General features: G+C 67.6%; 12 protein-coding genes. 4 read left to right on the forward strand and 8 right to left on the reverse strand.

Translation table 11 applies throughout. The annotated features are described in order from the left end of the window. Nucleotides 1-2,450: 2,450 nt before the first annotated feature. Nucleotides 2,451-3,497: a threonine aldolase family protein gene (locus tag ABT158_RS38775; protein ID WP_352362292.1), complete on the forward strand. Its 1,047-nt coding sequence runs from the start codon at nt 2,451-2,453 to the stop codon at nt 3,495-3,497. 607 nt (nt 3,498-4,104) lie between these two features. Here ABT158_RS38775 and ABT158_RS38780 read toward each other — a convergent pair. From ABT158_RS38780 to rpmH, 8 genes are all read right to left on the reverse strand, one after another. Beyond that, nucleotides 4,105-5,067, reverse strand: a complete 963-nt coding sequence (locus ABT158_RS38780) for a ParB/RepB/Spo0J family partition protein (RefSeq protein WP_352362294.1) — start codon at nt 5,065-5,067, stop codon at nt 4,105-4,107. A 264-nt stretch (nt 5,068-5,331) separates the two neighbouring features. After that, entirely contained in the window at nt 5,332-6,300 is a 969-nt protein-coding gene (locus ABT158_RS38785; RefSeq protein WP_502911604.1) for a ParA family protein, read from the reverse strand. A 137-nt stretch (nt 6,301-6,437) separates the two neighbouring features. Beyond that, nucleotides 6,438-7,109 carry a 16S rRNA (guanine(527)-N(7))-methyltransferase RsmG gene (rsmG, locus tag ABT158_RS38790; RefSeq protein WP_352322967.1) on the reverse strand — a complete coding sequence of 224 codons (672 nt, stop codon included), beginning with the start codon at nt 7,107-7,109 and terminating at the stop codon, nt 6,438-6,440. Nucleotides 7,110-7,653: 544 nt separating this feature from the next. Further along, nucleotides 7,654-8,142 carry a Jag family protein gene (locus tag ABT158_RS38795; protein WP_352362298.1) on the reverse strand — a complete coding sequence of 163 codons (489 nt, stop codon included), beginning with the start codon at nt 8,140-8,142 and terminating at the stop codon, nt 7,654-7,656. A 20-nt stretch (nt 8,143-8,162) separates the two neighbouring features. Beyond that, the gene (yidC, locus tag ABT158_RS38800) at nt 8,163-9,086 is read right to left on the reverse strand and encodes a membrane protein insertase YidC (RefSeq protein ID WP_352362300.1); all 924 of its coding nucleotides are present in this window, start codon (nt 9,084-9,086) and stop codon (nt 8,163-8,165) included. A 4-nt stretch (nt 9,087-9,090) separates the two neighbouring features. Continuing rightward, entirely contained in the window at nt 9,091-9,348 is a 258-nt protein-coding gene (yidD, locus tag ABT158_RS38805) for a membrane protein insertion efficiency factor YidD (RefSeq protein WP_352322972.1), read from the reverse strand. Nucleotides 9,349-9,365: 17 nt separating this feature from the next. Further along, nucleotides 9,366-9,707 (reverse strand): ribonuclease P protein component, encoded by a 342-nt coding sequence (rnpA, locus tag ABT158_RS38810; protein WP_387671795.1) that lies wholly within the window; start codon nt 9,705-9,707, stop codon nt 9,366-9,368. Between the two features lie 83 nt (nt 9,708-9,790). Next, nucleotides 9,791-9,928 carry a 50S ribosomal protein L34 gene (gene rpmH / locus ABT158_RS38815; RefSeq protein ID WP_043614899.1) on the reverse strand — a complete coding sequence of 46 codons (138 nt, stop codon included), beginning with the start codon at nt 9,926-9,928 and terminating at the stop codon, nt 9,791-9,793. Nucleotides 9,929-10,376: 448 nt separating this feature from the next. Between rpmH and dnaA the strand changes: the two genes are divergently transcribed. From dnaA to gnd, 3 genes are all read left to right on the forward strand, one after another. Continuing rightward, a complete protein-coding gene (gene dnaA / locus ABT158_RS38820; protein ID WP_352362303.1) occupies nt 10,377-11,957 on the forward strand; it encodes a chromosomal replication initiator protein DnaA in 1,581 nt (526 codons plus the stop codon). 525 nt (nt 11,958-12,482) lie between these two features. Further along, complete coding sequence (dnaN, locus tag ABT158_RS38825) at nt 12,483-13,622, forward strand: DNA polymerase III subunit beta (protein WP_352362305.1); 1,140 nt, start codon at nt 12,483-12,485, stop codon at nt 13,620-13,622. Between the two features lie 49 nt (nt 13,623-13,671). Beyond that, nucleotides 13,672-14,613, forward strand: a complete 942-nt coding sequence (gene gnd, locus ABT158_RS38830; protein ID WP_352362307.1) for a phosphogluconate dehydrogenase (NAD(+)-dependent, decarboxylating) — start codon at nt 13,672-13,674, stop codon at nt 14,611-14,613. The last annotated feature ends 44 nt before the right edge of the window (nt 14,614-14,657 follow it).

Raw genomic sequence — 14,657 nt, forward strand, 5'->3', positions numbered from 1 at the left:
CCTCTTGTCATACTGCGGGCGCCCCCGCTGTCCGCGGCCCGACAGCTCCCTTGGCCCGTCAGCCAACTACGGCTCTCGTCCCCCCGCACAGCGGCTGCTCCCTCGTCCCCGTGCTGCCCTTCATGTTGTCCGCCGCACGACAGCCCCCATGTCCGCCAGGCGACTACCGCCCTCGTCTCTTGCACAGCTGTCCCCTCATCCCCCGTGCCCCTTATGTCGCGCCGCGTGCGCCGCCCGTTGTCCGCCGCACGACAGCCCCCTCCTCTGTCAGGCGACTATCGCTCCCGTCCCGCCGCGCGGCTGCTACCCCCTCGACCCTTGTGCGTCGGCCTCCCCTCGTCCGCCCGGCGACCACCCCTCGCTTCTCCCACGCGGCTGCTGCTCTCTCGTCCCCCGCGCGGTGCCTCCCGTAATCCGCCGCCCGACAGCTCCCCCTGCTCGCCGGGCAACCACCGCTCCCGCCCCCGCACGGCTGCTGCCACTGTTCCCCGCGCGGCGCCTACCGCCATCGGCCGCCCGACAGCTCCCCTTGGCTGCCTGGCAATGACCGTTCCCGTCCCGCCGCGCGGCGCCTGCTGCTCCCCCACCCCTTGTACGGCGGCCCCCACTCGTCCGCCAGGACCACCACTCGCGTCTCCACGCGGCCCTGCTCTCTTGTCCCTCGCGCTGCGCCTCCCGATATCCGCCGCACGACAGCTCTCTTCGTCCGCCAGGCGGCCACCGCTCACGTGCTCCACGTGGCGCTGCTCCTGCGCCCACTCGGCGACTCACCTTGTCCGCCGCACGACAGCTCCCCTTGACCGTCGGGCAATCACCGCTCCCGCCCTCGGGCGCGGCTGCTGCCACTGTTCCCCGCGCGGCACCTACCGTCATCGGCCGCACGACGGCTCCCCTTTGCTGCCTGGCAATGACCGTTCTCGTCCCGCCGCGCGGCTGTTGACGGTTGCCCTCTCTTGTCGTGCCGCGGGCGCCGCCCGTTGCCCCCGCCCGGCAGCCCCCTTGGCCCATCAGGCGATGACCGCTCCCGTCCCCCGCACGGCGGCTGTTCCTTTCTCCGCGCGGCTGCTACCCCTTGTCCCCCGCGATGCCTCCCATTGTCCGCACCACGACAGCGCCCTTATCCGCCAGGCGACGACCGCTCCCGTTCCGGCGCGCGGCTGCTACTCCCTCACCCTTGTGCGGTGGCCTCCCCTCGTCCGCCAGGCGATGACCCCTCTTCCCGTCACGCGGCTGCTGCTTCCTTCTCCACGCGGCCCGCGCCCCTCTTCCCCGCAGCGACAGCTCCTCCATCCTCCGCCCGGCAACTCCTTCACTTCCCCCGTGCGAGCCCCCCCTCCCCGTCTCTCGCTCCGAATCCGCCCCCTGTTTGCTCGCCTCCCCTCTCCATCTCATGCTTGAGACGAGCTCTTGTCTCCTCACTCGCCCACCTTCGAAGTCGGCCTCTCCCTTCCTTCGCAGGAACGCCTTCCCATGGCGTCACCCGCATCTGCACCAGAGCCCTGCGACCAACACCTCTCCTTGGCGCTCCTCCCACGCCGCTTCGCTTCCGTCTCCCGTCGCACTCCCCTGACCACTGCTCGCCACCGCGCCCTCAGCCACCCGCGGCTGAGCACCTCGCCCACCGCATGTCTTTCAGCGCGTCTCTCCTCGGCGCCTGTCAGTGACTGCCTTCAGCGCACTTCTCTCAAGACGTCTCCCCCACAGCGCGGCACCGCTTCTCTCTCGGCAGGAATCTCCTCCACGCCGCTCATAAACGCCTCTCCCTGGCCGTCTATCGCGACCGCTTCTCGGCGCCTCCCCCCAAGACTTTCCCCGCAGCACGCCACCGCTTCTCCTTCAACGTGCCTGCCTGCTGGTCGCCAATCATTAGCGCTGCCCCAGCTGTCCGTCGCCGAGCAACTCTCCCTGACACCTCGCCGCGCATCCACTTCAAGGACGCTCTCCTCACCCACCCCTCATCCATGCCTCTTAAGCGTGTGTCTCCAACACCTGCCGGGCTCCTGTGCCGACGTTTCCCATCGCGCCCGCCATCCCGTGCGCCGAACCGACGGCGCCCACCTGAAGGTTTGCCTCCCTGGTGCTCTGCGGCGCCGAAGCCACGCGCCTCGGCGTCACCGGCTCCTTCTCCTCCTCGCCATCGGCCGCCCCGTCCCCATCGGGCGCCCCCGCCTTGTTCCGACGCCTCGGCTGGTCGCGACCGCCTGCCTCACAGACAGCAGCCATGCATCTTTCCACCGGCCCCCGTCGACCACCCCAGCACACCATCCGCCGCCTGCCGCACAGGCGACCGGTCGCACCCGCACTGCCCCAGAACCCCTGACAACGGCCACCGGATGAAGCATCAGCGCAACACCGACGGGAGACAACGACTGATGAGGCATCCGCGAGAACCGCCCCGGCGCCACCGCCCCTTACAGCCTCCGCCCAAGCGCCTTGCATAGCCTTGCGGTGTGCCGATCAATCCCGCCCACCCGAAGAGCTTCGCCAGTGACAACCACGCCGGCGTGCACCCAGACATCCTCAACGCCATGACCGCCGCCAACCAGGGAGACGCCCCCGCCTACGGCGACGACACCTGGACATCGACCTTCGAGCACAAAATCAAGGAAACGTTCGGTCCCGCAGCGGAAGGCTTCGCCGTACTCAACGGGGCCGGCGCCAACATGGTCGGCCTCGCCCTCATGCTCGGCCGCTACGACGCCATCCTCTGCCCCGACACCGCCCACATCGCCACCCACGAAACGGGCGCCACAGAACGCCTCCTGGGCGTGAAGCTCCGAACCATCCCCACCCCTCAGGGCAAGCTCCACCCGGATGACATCAAGGCCCACCTCCACCTCATCGGCCAGCACCACGAGCCTCAGCCGACAGTCGTCTCCATCTCCCAGGTGACCGAGTTGGGCACTTGCTACTCCCCCACCGAGATCGCCGCCCTGGCCGAAACGGCCCACGCCTCCGGCCTACGCCTCCACGTGGACGGCGCCCGCCTCGCCAACGCCGCCGCCCATCTGGACTGCTCCCTGAAAGCCATCACCACGGACGTCGGCGTGGACGTCTTCAGCTTCGGCGGCACCAAGAACGGCGCCATGGCCGCCGAAGCGGTGGTCGTCTTGGACCCGTCCCTGACGGACGCGGTCCCCTACCTCCGCCGCCAGTCGCTGCAGCTGGCCTCCAAGATGCGCTTCGTCTCAGCCCAGCTCTCTGCTCTCCTGACCGACGACCTGTGGCACCGCAACGCCTCCCACGCCAACCAGATGGCACTCCGCCTGGCGAACGGTCTCACGGACGTCCCCGACGTCACCCTCGCCTACCCCGTGGAGTCCAACGCCGTCTTCGCCACCCTCCCCCACGCCATCTCCGAATCCCTCCTGCAGAACTACCTCTTCCACTACTGGGACGAGACCGCAGGCACGGTCCGCTGGATGACCGCCTTCGACACCACCGAAGAACACGTGGACGACTTCCTGGCCGCCCTCCACAAGGCAGCCACCCCGTAGCCGCCTCCGGCACCGTTTCACGTGAAACACCGCCACCCGCCACGCTCCCTCCGATCGGAGTCGGCAGGCGTTTCACGTGAAACACGTCCACTCACCAATCCAGAAGCGGATGCGTGGGGCGTGGGTGGAGAGCCCAGCTGCCCGCAGTTCGGCCCGAGAAGCGGCCGAGGCTGAACAACCACCCCTAGGCGCGACCACAGCCACGCCGCTCCGAGGCGACCGGAGTCGTCGAGCAATCACCGCAACCCTGAGCGAACCAGGGAAGAACCGGAAAAGCCGGGCGTGCCGGTGAGCCGAGCAAAGTGGAGAGCCAAGCGAGCCGGGGAGTCAGGAAGCCTGGCGAGTCGAAGAGCTGAGCAATCCGGAGACCCGGGCAAACGGAAGCGAGCCGGAACGGCCCCAAGGCGGCAACCCGGCCGGCCCCCGCCACGTCTGCCGCACCCACGCCGCAGCCCTACGACCACGTCCCCAAGGCGAAACAAGACCGGACTCAGGCGATCAGAAGGGAGAAGAGAACCGGAGAGAAGAAAGAAGCAGAAGAGACGAGAAGACCGGAGGAAGTGGTTTCACGTGAAAGAGCGCGTGGTTTCACGTGAAACAGGCAAGGTCAATCCTCGCGCTCCCGCATCGCCCGTGCCGCCTCGGGCGCCATCGTCCCGATGATGCGCTCAAGGTCGTCGATCGTCGCGAACTCCACCACGATCCGCCCCTTACGCCGCCCCAAGTCGACCTTGACCTTCGTCTCGAAGTGGTCGGAGAGCCGGTCTGCCAGATGGGTCAGCCCAGGAGCCGTAGGCTTGGGCGCCTGCCGCTCACGCGGCGCCTTCTGAGCGGCCTTCGCGCTGCCCATGGCGACGATCTCCTCCACCGCCCTCACGGACAGCAGCTCCGCCACGATGCGCTTGGCCAACTCAACCTGCTCATCCGCACTGCTCAGGCCGAGCAGAGCGCGGGCATGCCCCGCGCTGATGATGCCGGCGGCCACGCGGGACTGAACCTCCGGCGGGAGGTTGAGCAGCCGGAGCGTGTTGGTGATGTGAGACCGAGAACGCCCCACCTTGCTGGCCAGCTGCTCGTGGGTCGCCTGGAAGTCGTCCAGCAACTGCTGGTAGGCGGCCGCCTCTTCCAGAGCGTTCAGCTGCTCGCGCTGGAGGTTCTCGATGAGCGCGTCCCGGAGGAGGTCGGTGTCCTGGGTGTTCCGGACGATCGCCGGGACCGGGTCAAGACCGACCTGCTGGCACGCCCGCCAGCGCCGTTCCCCCATGATCAGCTCGTACTGGCCGCCGCCCACGGAGCGCACCACGATCGGCTGCAGAAGGCCGACCTCGCGGATGGAGTCGGCGAGCTCCTGGAGGCGCTCGTCGTCGAACACCTCACGCGGCTGACGAGGGTTGGGCACGATCGCGCTCAGCGCGACCTCTCTGAAGTACGCTCCAGCGATCGGCTTCGGGCCTGCCTCGACCGTGGATCCGTTCGAGGGAGCGGGCGCCGTACCCGGGCCGTCAACGATGGGTCCGGTCGGGATGAGCGCCCCGAGTCCCTTGCCCAATCCCCGCCGCTGCTGACTCACTGCGTCTCCTCATCCAGCCGGTCGATTCCGGTCACTCCAGGAGAGGTTACCGTTGCGGGCCCAGCGGGGTGCCCCCACGCCACACACAGTCCCGTGGGATTTACGCCGACACGGTTACAAATCTGCCCAACTCACGACTCGCGCCGAACGAGACCACCCACCACCGGAGTCCACCGCACCAACCCGGCGTAGGAACACTGGAGCACGGGCATGGCAACCCACGCCCTCAAGCCGTACCCAACAAGACCCGCAAGCGGCCAGAGGTCAGGCCACGGTGGCGCGGTGGGCGATCTCCCGGGCCGCGTCCATGTACGCCATCGCCCCGCTCGACCCCGGATCGTACGTCATGACCGACTGCCCATAGCTGGGCGCCTCCGACAGCCGGACGCTGCGCGGGATGACGGTCTTCAGCACCGTCTCCCCGAAGTGCGACCGCACCTCGTCGGCGACCTGCGAGGCCAGGCGGGTACGCCCGTCGTACATCGTCAGGACGATCGTGGAGAGCCGCAGAGCCGGGTTGAGGTGCGCCTTGATGAGATCGACGTTCCTGAGGAGCTGCCCCAGGCCCTCCAGCGCGTAGTACTCGCACTGGATCGGGATCATGACCTCCTCCGCCGCGACCAGGGCGTTGACCGTCAGCAGGCCGAGGGACGGCGGGCAGTCGATGATGATGTAGTCGAACTCCGCCTCGTACGCCGCCAGCGCCCGCCGCAGCCGGGCCTCCCGTGCCACCAGCGAGACGAGCTCGATCTCCGCGCCGGCCAGGTCGATCGTGGCAGGCGCGCAGTAGAGGTTCGGCATCTCGGGGACCTGCTTGACGATCTCCACCATGGGCAGATCGTCGACGAGCACCTGGTACACATCCGGTACGTCACCGCGATGCTCGGTGGCCAGGGCCGTCGAGGCGTTGCCCTGCGGGTCGAGGTCCACCACGAGGACGCGCTGGCCGTGCATCGACAGGGCCGCGGCAATGTTCACCGAGGTGGTGGTCTTGCCGACGCCGCCCTTCTGGTTGGCCACCGCGATCACTCTGCACTTCGCCGGCCGAGGCCAGGAGTTGTCGCCGTCGCCGCTGGTGCCGCCCCGCTGGGTGGCGGCCGGCTGCTCGGCGGCTGGCTGAGGGGCGGCCGGTTGGCTGGTGGCAGGTGTTTCACGTGAAACCACTGAACTGAGCGCCTCTCGTACCAACGGCGAATCACCGGGGTTCAGGGGGGTCTGGGTCACGTTGGCCATCCTTTCAACCAGTGGTGTGCCGGTGCCGGGAATTTGCTGTTGCGACACGCCCATTTCGGGCCATCCAACCCCGGACGGGCTCTCGGACAGACGGCTGTCCGGCCAGCCAAGACCGCAAGACGCGACTGGCACAACCGTCACCTCCTTCGTCGCCGCCTGGCTCGCTCCGGCGCGCGACCCGCTACCACCCGAACCAATGTTGCAGGCGGCTCGACCTTACCGTGCCCGACGGTCACAAGCTCGGCCGTTCGGGCCCCGCAGGCCCGCAATTGGGACTCGGCCTCGGCGAGCTCGCCGGCGGCTCGCTCCCCCTTCATGGCTATCAGCTCGCCGCCCTCACGCAGAAGAGGCATGGCCCATTTCAGCAGCCGATCGAGCGGCGCGACCGCCCGAGCACTGGCGACGTCGAACTCCCGCTCCCCCGCCAGGTCCTCGGCCCGCCCACGCAGCACCTCGACGTTGTCCAGCTTGAGCGCCTCGACGCACTCCTCCAGGAACACCGTACGGCGGAGCAACGGCTCCAGCAGCGTGACCTCGATGTCCTGGCGGACGATGGCCAGCACCAGCCCCGGCAGCCCCGCCCCCGAGCCGATGTCCACCAGCCGCACCTCCGGCGGCACGGCCTCGGCGACCACGGCGCAGTTGAGCAGGTGACGATCCCAGATACGCGGCACCTCCCGCGGCCCCAGCAACCCCCGGACGACGCCCGGACCCGCCAGCAGCGCGGCGAACGCGTTCGCACGGTCCCATGCCTCCCCGGCGAAGACGTCCCGCGCTATGTCCGGCGGCGCCGGAAGCTCTTCGCTCACTGGATGCTGGCCCTTTCTCAGTCTCAGGTGGTGTTCGTATTCAGGTTGCCTGCTCGGCGGTGATGCCGGTGGGCGTTCGACGGTGGGTGTCTCGACGTTCTAGGGGTGGTGTCCACCCAAGGCTAGATGTGAGATCACACTGGAAGACTAGCGGGCTGGCATGTGGGTGACGGTCGAGCACGCCGCCGCGTACCCCTCCCGATCCACCCTCGATATCAAATCCCCCGCAAACGACATAGAGCGCATATCACCCGAAAGAACCACTCATAGGCAATTTTCGGGATGAACACCAAGACCAACGCACAAACCCCGCGCTCCCCCGCTAACAGCGCCGAACCAGATCGCCAGCGCACGAAGAAGCCGAGAAACGCCCTAACACCAAGAAACAGGGATCGATCCGCACCAGCACGGATGCCAGCCCGCAAACCCGCCAGCGGCCCACATAGGCCCCGCATCCCGTACGTACAGCTATAGACACGGAAACGGCCGCCCATCAGCGCACCCAAGCGCCGACAGACGGCCGAACCGGCTCACCATGCACGTTTCAGGCGGGAAGGACCACCACGTACCGCTGCGGCTCCTCACCCTCGGACTCGCTGCGCAGCCCGGCGGCCGCCACCGCGTCGTGGACGATCTTCCGTTCGAACGGCGTCATCGGGTGCAGCGCCTTCGGCTCGCCCTTGTCCTTGACCTGGTTGGCGACCTCGGTGCCGAGCTTGCTCAGCTCGGCCCGGCGCCGCTCGCGGTAGCCGGCGACGTCGAGCATGAGCCGCGAGCGCTCCCCGGTCTGCCGGTGGACGGCCAGCCGGGTCAGCTCCTGCAGCGCCTCCAGGACCTCGCCGGCGGGCCCGACCAGCTCGTTGCCCTTGAGCCCGACGACGGAGACCATGGCGCGGTCGCCCTCGACGTCCATGTCGATGTCGCCGTCGATGTCGGCGATGTCGAGAAGGCCCTCGACGTAGTCGGCAGCGATCTCGCCTTCCTGCTCAAGCGCGTTGAGATCAGGAGCCTTCTCCTGCTCGGCCTCGGTCATGGCCGGCCTCTCCTTCGTGTTCAAGACTTCTTGCTGCCGGTGCGCTTGCTGCGGGACTGGCGGCTGGGCTGCTGCCTAATGATCTTAGGCTCCGGCGGGGCGGGAGGTGCCTCCTCTTCCGGAGTGGTCTTGCGCATCTTTGCCACCAGGCCGGGCTTGGGCGTCACGGGGATGGCGTTGCCCTTGGCGTCGAACTGCGGCATCGGGTGCCGGCTGTAGAACCAGTGCTGCTGGCCCAGCGTCCACAGGTTGGTGGTGACCCAGTAGAGGATCAGGCCCAGCGGGAAGTTGAGGCTGAAGAAGGCGAACAGCGGCGAGATGTACATCAGGATCTTCTGCTGCTGCGCCATGGGGTTGTCCGGCATCTGCGCCATCGAGCGGGTCACGCTCTGCCGGACGGTGAGGAACGTGGTCAGCGAGCTGATCGCCACGAAGAAGCCGATGACGACCTTCTGGGCGATGTCAGGGGCCTCGAAGAACGTGGCGGGCAGGGGAGCGTTGATGATCAGCGCGTGCTTGGCGCTGTCGACCAGCTCCTGCGACATGCCGAACTTGGCCTGGTCGGCGGCGATGGCCCGCAGCACGGTGAACATCGAGATGAAGATCGGGAACTGCGCCACGACGGGGAGGCAGCCACCGAGGGGGTTGGCGCCCGCGCCCTGGTACAGCGCCATGACCTCCTGGTTCATGCGCTGCTTGTCGTTCTTGTAGCGCTTGCGGAGCTCCTGGACCTTCGGTGCCAGCTCCTGCATCTTCCGCGACGACCGCATCTGCTTGAGGAACAGCGGGAAGATGAGGATCCGCATGCAGACGGTCAGCGTGACGATGGTCAGCGCCCAGGTCAACCCGCTGTTGGGGTCGAGGAAAGTGCTGTAGACCTGGTGGATCCAGGTGATGACTTGGGCGACGGCCGTGTACAGCCAATTGAGCCAGGACAGCTCCACCGAGCTAGCTCCCTTGCGTTTCGTGGGACCGGACCGGGCGTGGGGGCACCGGGTCTATACCTCCGGGATGGAATGGGTGGCACCGCCCGATGCGCCGGACAGTCAGCCATGTGCCGCGCAATGCCCCATGTACGGCAATCGCCTCGAGCCCATACGCGCTGCACGACGGGTAGAACCGGCAGCGTGGACCGAGCATCGGGCTGATGAAGGCCCGGTAGAACCGAATGGGGATGATCAGCGCCCGGGCGGCGAGGCCCGGCATCCCTTGCGGCTGCTCCGTCATCTGTGTCCACCCGTCGAGGACTCGCGCCGCCTGAGCAAACGATCCAGCGCGGCGTCGAGATCGGCGGCCAGTTGCTCGACGCACGCGGACGCGGCCGGTGGATTGGCGCGTACCACCAGCAGGCTACCTCGCGGCAGCCGGTCGAGACGGTCGCGCATCAGGTGTCGGAGCCGTCGTTTGACCTTGTTCCGGGTCACCGCGCCACCAACGGCCTTGCTCACCACGAAACCAACCAGAGGTGTCTCTTCCCCAGAAAGGTTGAGATGCACCACCAAAGTAGGGCGTCCGGCGCGTTTGCCGCGTCGGACCGCCGCTTCGAACTCGTCCCCGCGTCGCATGCGGGATTGACGGGACAGCACCGTATACGCCTAACGCCCGTCGGCGAGGTACACCGACGGGCCGGACTTCGGGCGCGGGTCGATCAGGCCGACAGCTTCTCGCGACCCTTGCGGCGACGGGCGGCGAGGATGGCGCGACCGGCCCGGGTGCGCATCCGCAGCCGGAAGCCGTGGGTCTTCGCGCGGCGACGGTTGTTCGGCTGGAAAGTACGCTTGCTCACGGGTGGGCTCCAGGCTTGAAGGTGCGCCCAGGGGCGCTTATACACACATGGCTGGCCTGCCGTGGGAGCGAGGGCACGCGAAATAGCCGTCGCGTGGCAAGCCGACCGTCGTACGTTACGGGCCAACGGCGTCCCAGGTCAAACCGAACGGGTTATCCACTGATCCACAGGCGACTTTTCCACCGCCGGGCCCACGTCCACAGTTTGTGCATCCAGGTGCCACTACGCTGTGGACAACGTCTTGAACACAGCTGTGCACATGGATACTGTCGGCCCTTCTGGACCACCGGAAACACCGTGCACAGCCTGTGGATCTCCTGTGGAGGACCTGGGTACGAAGCCCTGCCGCCACGCTGTGGACGAAGGGGTCGCCGACCGCTCGGGGCGACCACGGTCATGTGGATAAACGATCGCGGGGGGCCGCGAGAGGAAGGAGGGGAGCCGCACCATGAGTGGTGTCGACCTCGGCACGGTATGGGCGAGGGCCCTGGGCAACTTCCTCAACGAGAACGTGCCCATCCAGCAGCGCACCTGGCTGTCGATGGTCCGTCCGATCGCTCTCGCGGACGACACGATCGTGCTCGGCGTCCCCAACGACTTCCTCAAGGACCTCATCGAGGGCAAGTTGCGCCCGCTGGTGGCCCACGCGCTGTCCCAGGAACTGGGGATGACGATGCGGCTAGCCGTGATGATCGACACCACGGCTCCCGAGCAGCCTTTGCCAGACGCCCATCAACAGCCTGTGAATGTGCCTTATCCCCAGAGTGTGGATAGCCAGCCGCGTTACGCACAGCCGGTGCAACCCCAGCACTACCAGGCCTCCGAGCCCCCGCAGTTCTATTCTCCACAGCCCGAGCAGCCGCCGGCGTCCACCGAATATCCACAGCCTTCGTTCTCTTTTGAACAGGCGCAGCCGTACACACCGCCTGTGGAGAAAGCGCCGGAGCCGGCGCCGAATCGCTGGGAAGCGAAGAGCAACAAGCCCAGCGAGCCGGCCAGACTCAACCAGAAGTACACATTTGAGACATTCGTCATCGGCGCCAGCAACCGGTTCGCGCACGCCGCGGCCGTGGCGGTGGCCGAATCCCCCGCGAAGGCGTACAACCCGCTCTTCATTTACGGCGACTCCGGCCTGGGGAAGACCCACCTGCTGCACGCGATCGGGCATTACGCGCAGAGCCTGTACGACGGCGCCCGGGTGAGATACGTGAGCTCGGAGGAGTTCACCAACGACTTCATCAACAGCATCCGCGACCACAAGGCCGACGGCTTCCGCGGCCGCTACCGCGCGATCGACATCCTGCTTGTGGACGACATCCAGTTCCTGGAGGGCAAGGAGCAGACGCAGGAGGAGTTCTTCCACACCTTCAACACCCTGCACAACGCCAACAAGCAGATCGTCATCTCCAGCGACCGCGCGCCCAAGCAGCTCATCACGCTGGAGGACCGGCTGCGCAACCGGTTCGAGTGGGGCCTGATCACCGACGTCCAGCCGCCCGAGCTGGAGACCCGCATCGCGATCCTGCGGAAGAAGGCCATCCAGGAGGGCCTGGCCGCGCCGCCCGAGGTGCTGGAGTACATCGCGAGCCGGATCTCCACCAACATCCGCGAGCTGGAGGGCGCCCTGATCAGGGTGACCGCGTTCGCCAGCCTCAACAGGCAGGGTGTTGACCTGCAGCTCGCCGAGGTCGTGCTGAAGGACCTGATCACCTCGGAGTCCGACACCGAGATCACGATCGCGGCCATCATGACCGAGACCGCCAACTACTTCGGCATCAGCATCGAAGACCTGTGCGGCACCTCGCGCAGCCGCGCGCTCGTCAACGCCCGGCAGATCGCCATGTACCTGGCGCGCGAGCTGACCGAGCTGTCGCTGCCGAAGATCGGCCAGCAGTTCGGCGGCCGCGACCACACCACCGTGATGCACGCCGAGCGCAAGATCCGGTCGCTCATCGCCGAGCGCAGGTCGATGTACAACCAGGTCAACGAGCTGACAATGCGTATCAAACAGAGCAAGCGTGGATCTTGATGGTCGTACACAGCCTGTGGAAAACACTGTGGACCAGCGGAAACGCAAAATCGGCGCGTCGGTACGACCGTCAATGCCGGGAAAAATCCACCCACAAGGGCTGGGGACGAATCTGGGGACATCCTGAGGAGAACCTGGGGATGACTCGTGGATAACGTGTGGACGGCCTGTGAACAGTCGATCTGGGACTCCAGAAGGCCCCCTCTTACCCCGTGGACAACCTGTGGAAACCTCGTGGATAACCGGTGGATGAACACACCATGATCTGGGGACGGCCTGTGGGCGACGAATCTCCATCCCCAGGCGGCGAAGTTTCCCCCAGGCGTCACCCACACCCTCGGTGGATGAAAACAGGGGCACTGAGCTGCGAGGACATCAGTTGTCCACAGTTCCCACAGCCCCTAGTGTGATGACCTCTTATCTCTCTTACTAAGAAAATCAAAGACCCATAGAGGGGTTCTCCCCGAACCGCGGTGCGGGAGAGTGAACACTTGAATCAACGACGAACCCAGGAGGCTGATCACCGTGATGTTCCGAATCGAGCGAGACGTCCTCGCTGAGGCGGTGGCATGGACGGCACGCAGTCTCCCGGCGCGCCCGTCGGTGCCCGTGCTCGCCGGCATGCGCCTGGAGGTGACGGAGGGCCAGCAGCTCAAGCTGTCGGGGTTCGACTACGAGGTCTCCGCCGAGGTCACGCTCGAACTCCACACCGGTGAGGCGGGCGTCGTCCTGGTCTCGGGCAAGCTGCTCGCCGAGATCACGCGCGCGCTTCCCGCACAGCCTGTGGACTTCGTGGTGGAAGGCGCCAAGGCCGTCGTCACGTGCGGCAGCGCGCGGTTCACCCTGCTGACCATGCCTGTGGAGGACTACCCGTCGCTCCCGGCCATGCCGCCGGCCGCCGGGCGGGTGGGCAGCGACGTGTTCGCCTCCGCCGTCGGCCAGGTCGCCGTCGCGGCGGGCCGGGACGACACGCTGCCGATGCTCACGGGCGTGCGCATGGAGATCGAGGGCGACACCGTCACCCTCGCCGCCACCGACCGCTACCGGCTCGCCGTGCGCGAGCTCAAGTGGCAGCCGGACCAGCCGGACTTCGCCGCGATCGCGATGATCCCCGGCAAGACACTCGCCGACACCGCCAAGGCCCTCGGCACCACCGGCGCCGAGGTGGAGATCGCGCTCAGCTCGGCCGGAGGCACCGGCGAGGGCATGATCGGCTTCTCCAGCGCGGGCCGGCGCACCACGACGCGGCTGCTCGACCCCGAGTTCCCCAAGTACCGCTCGCTGCTGCCCACGGAGTTCTCCGCGCGCGCCGACCTGTCCACAGGCCCGTTCGTCGAGGCGGTCAAGCGCGTGGCCCTGGTCGCCGAGCGCAACACCCCCGTGCGCCTGGCGTTCAGGAGCGGCGAGGTCGTGCTGGAGGCCGGCAGCGGCGACGAGGCGCAGGCCGTCGAGGCACTGCCTGTGGATTACGAGGGCGAGGAGATGAACATCGCCTTCAACCACCAGTTCCTGCTGGAGGGGCTCGGCGCGATCGACTCCGACGTGGCGCGCCTGCAGATGACGACCTCGACCAAACCCGCCATCCTCACAGGGGGCAAGCCTGTGGACGAAGGCGCAGGTACGGACTACCGTTACCTGATCATGCCCATCCGCCTGTCGGGCTGATCCCGTCATCGGGGATGATGGAAGCCTGACAAGGGGGTAGAGGAGCGTCATGCAGATCGGCATGGTGGGACTGGGCAAGATGGGCGGCAACATGGCCGAGCGGCTTCGCCGCGGCGGCCAGGAGGTGGTCGGTTACGACCGCGACCCCGGCATCAGCGACGTGGCCAGCCTGAAGGAGCTGGTCGAGCGGCTGTCCGCGCCGCGCGCGGTCTGGGTCATGGTTCCCGCGGGCAAGCCCACCCAGCAGACGATCGACGAGCTCGGCGAGCTGCTCGACGAGGGCGACATCGTCGTCGACGGCGGCAATTCACACTATGTGGACGACCAGAAGCACGCCGCCGAGCTGCGCGAGAAGGGCATCGGCTTCGTCGACTGCGGCGTGAGCGGCGGCGTGTGGGGGCTCCAGAACGGCTACGCCCTCATGTGCGGCGGCGAGCAGGCCGACGTCGACCGGCTCATGCCGATCTTCGAGACGCTCAAGCCCGAGGGCGAGGACGGCTTCGTCCACGCCGGTGACGTCGGTGCCGGCCACTTCGCGAAGATGGTCCACAACGGCATCGAGTACGGCATGATGCAGGCGTTCGCGGAGGGCTGGGAGCTTCTGGAGGCGTCCGACGTCGTCAAGGACGTCAGGGGCTCCTTCAGCAGCTGGCGCACCGGCACCGTCATCCGCTCCTGGCTGCTCGACCTGATGGTGCGGGCGCTCGACGACGACGAGCACCTCGACCAGCTCCGCGGCTACGCCCAGGACTCCGGCGAGGGCCGCTGGACGGTCCAGGCGGCCGTCGACCACGCCGTGCCGCTGCCGGTGATCACCGCCGCCCTCTACGCGCGGTTCGCCTCGCGTCAGGACGACTCCCCCGCGATGAAGGTCGTCGCCGCGCTGCGCAACCAGTTCGGCGGCCACGCGATCACCTCGACCGAGGGCAGCACCGGCAAGGGCGCCGACTCGCCCGGCGCCGACGTGGCCCCGCCGCGCGAAGCCGAGTAACCCGGCCGGCTGGTCCTGCCGGGTGGTCCACAGGCCGTCCGGGG

The sequence above is a fragment of the Nonomuraea sp. NPDC001636 genome (assembly GCF_040298265.1).
Classification (GTDB): domain Bacteria; phylum Actinomycetota; class Actinomycetes; order Streptosporangiales; family Streptosporangiaceae; genus Nonomuraea.

Coding starts and splice junctions, on each gene's coding strand:
- yidD (WP_352322972.1), bottom strand. CDS start 9,348: ATGCCGGGCCTCGCCGCCCGGGCGCTGATCATCCCCATTCGGTTCTAC.
- rnpA (WP_387671795.1), bottom strand. CDS start 9,707: ATGCGACGCGGGGACGAGTTCGAAGCGGCGGTCCGACGCGGCAAACGC.
- ABT158_RS38795 (WP_352362298.1), bottom strand. CDS start 8,142: ATGACCGAGGCCGAGCAGGAGAAGGCTCCTGATCTCAACGCGCTTGAG.
- dnaA (WP_352362303.1), top strand. CDS start 10,377: ATGAGTGGTGTCGACCTCGGCACGGTATGGGCGAGGGCCCTGGGCAAC.
- gnd (WP_352362307.1), top strand. CDS start 13,672: ATGCAGATCGGCATGGTGGGACTGGGCAAGATGGGCGGCAACATGGCC.
- ABT158_RS38785 (WP_502911604.1), bottom strand. CDS start 6,300: ATGGCCAACGTGACCCAGACCCCCCTGAACCCCGGTGATTCGCCGTTG.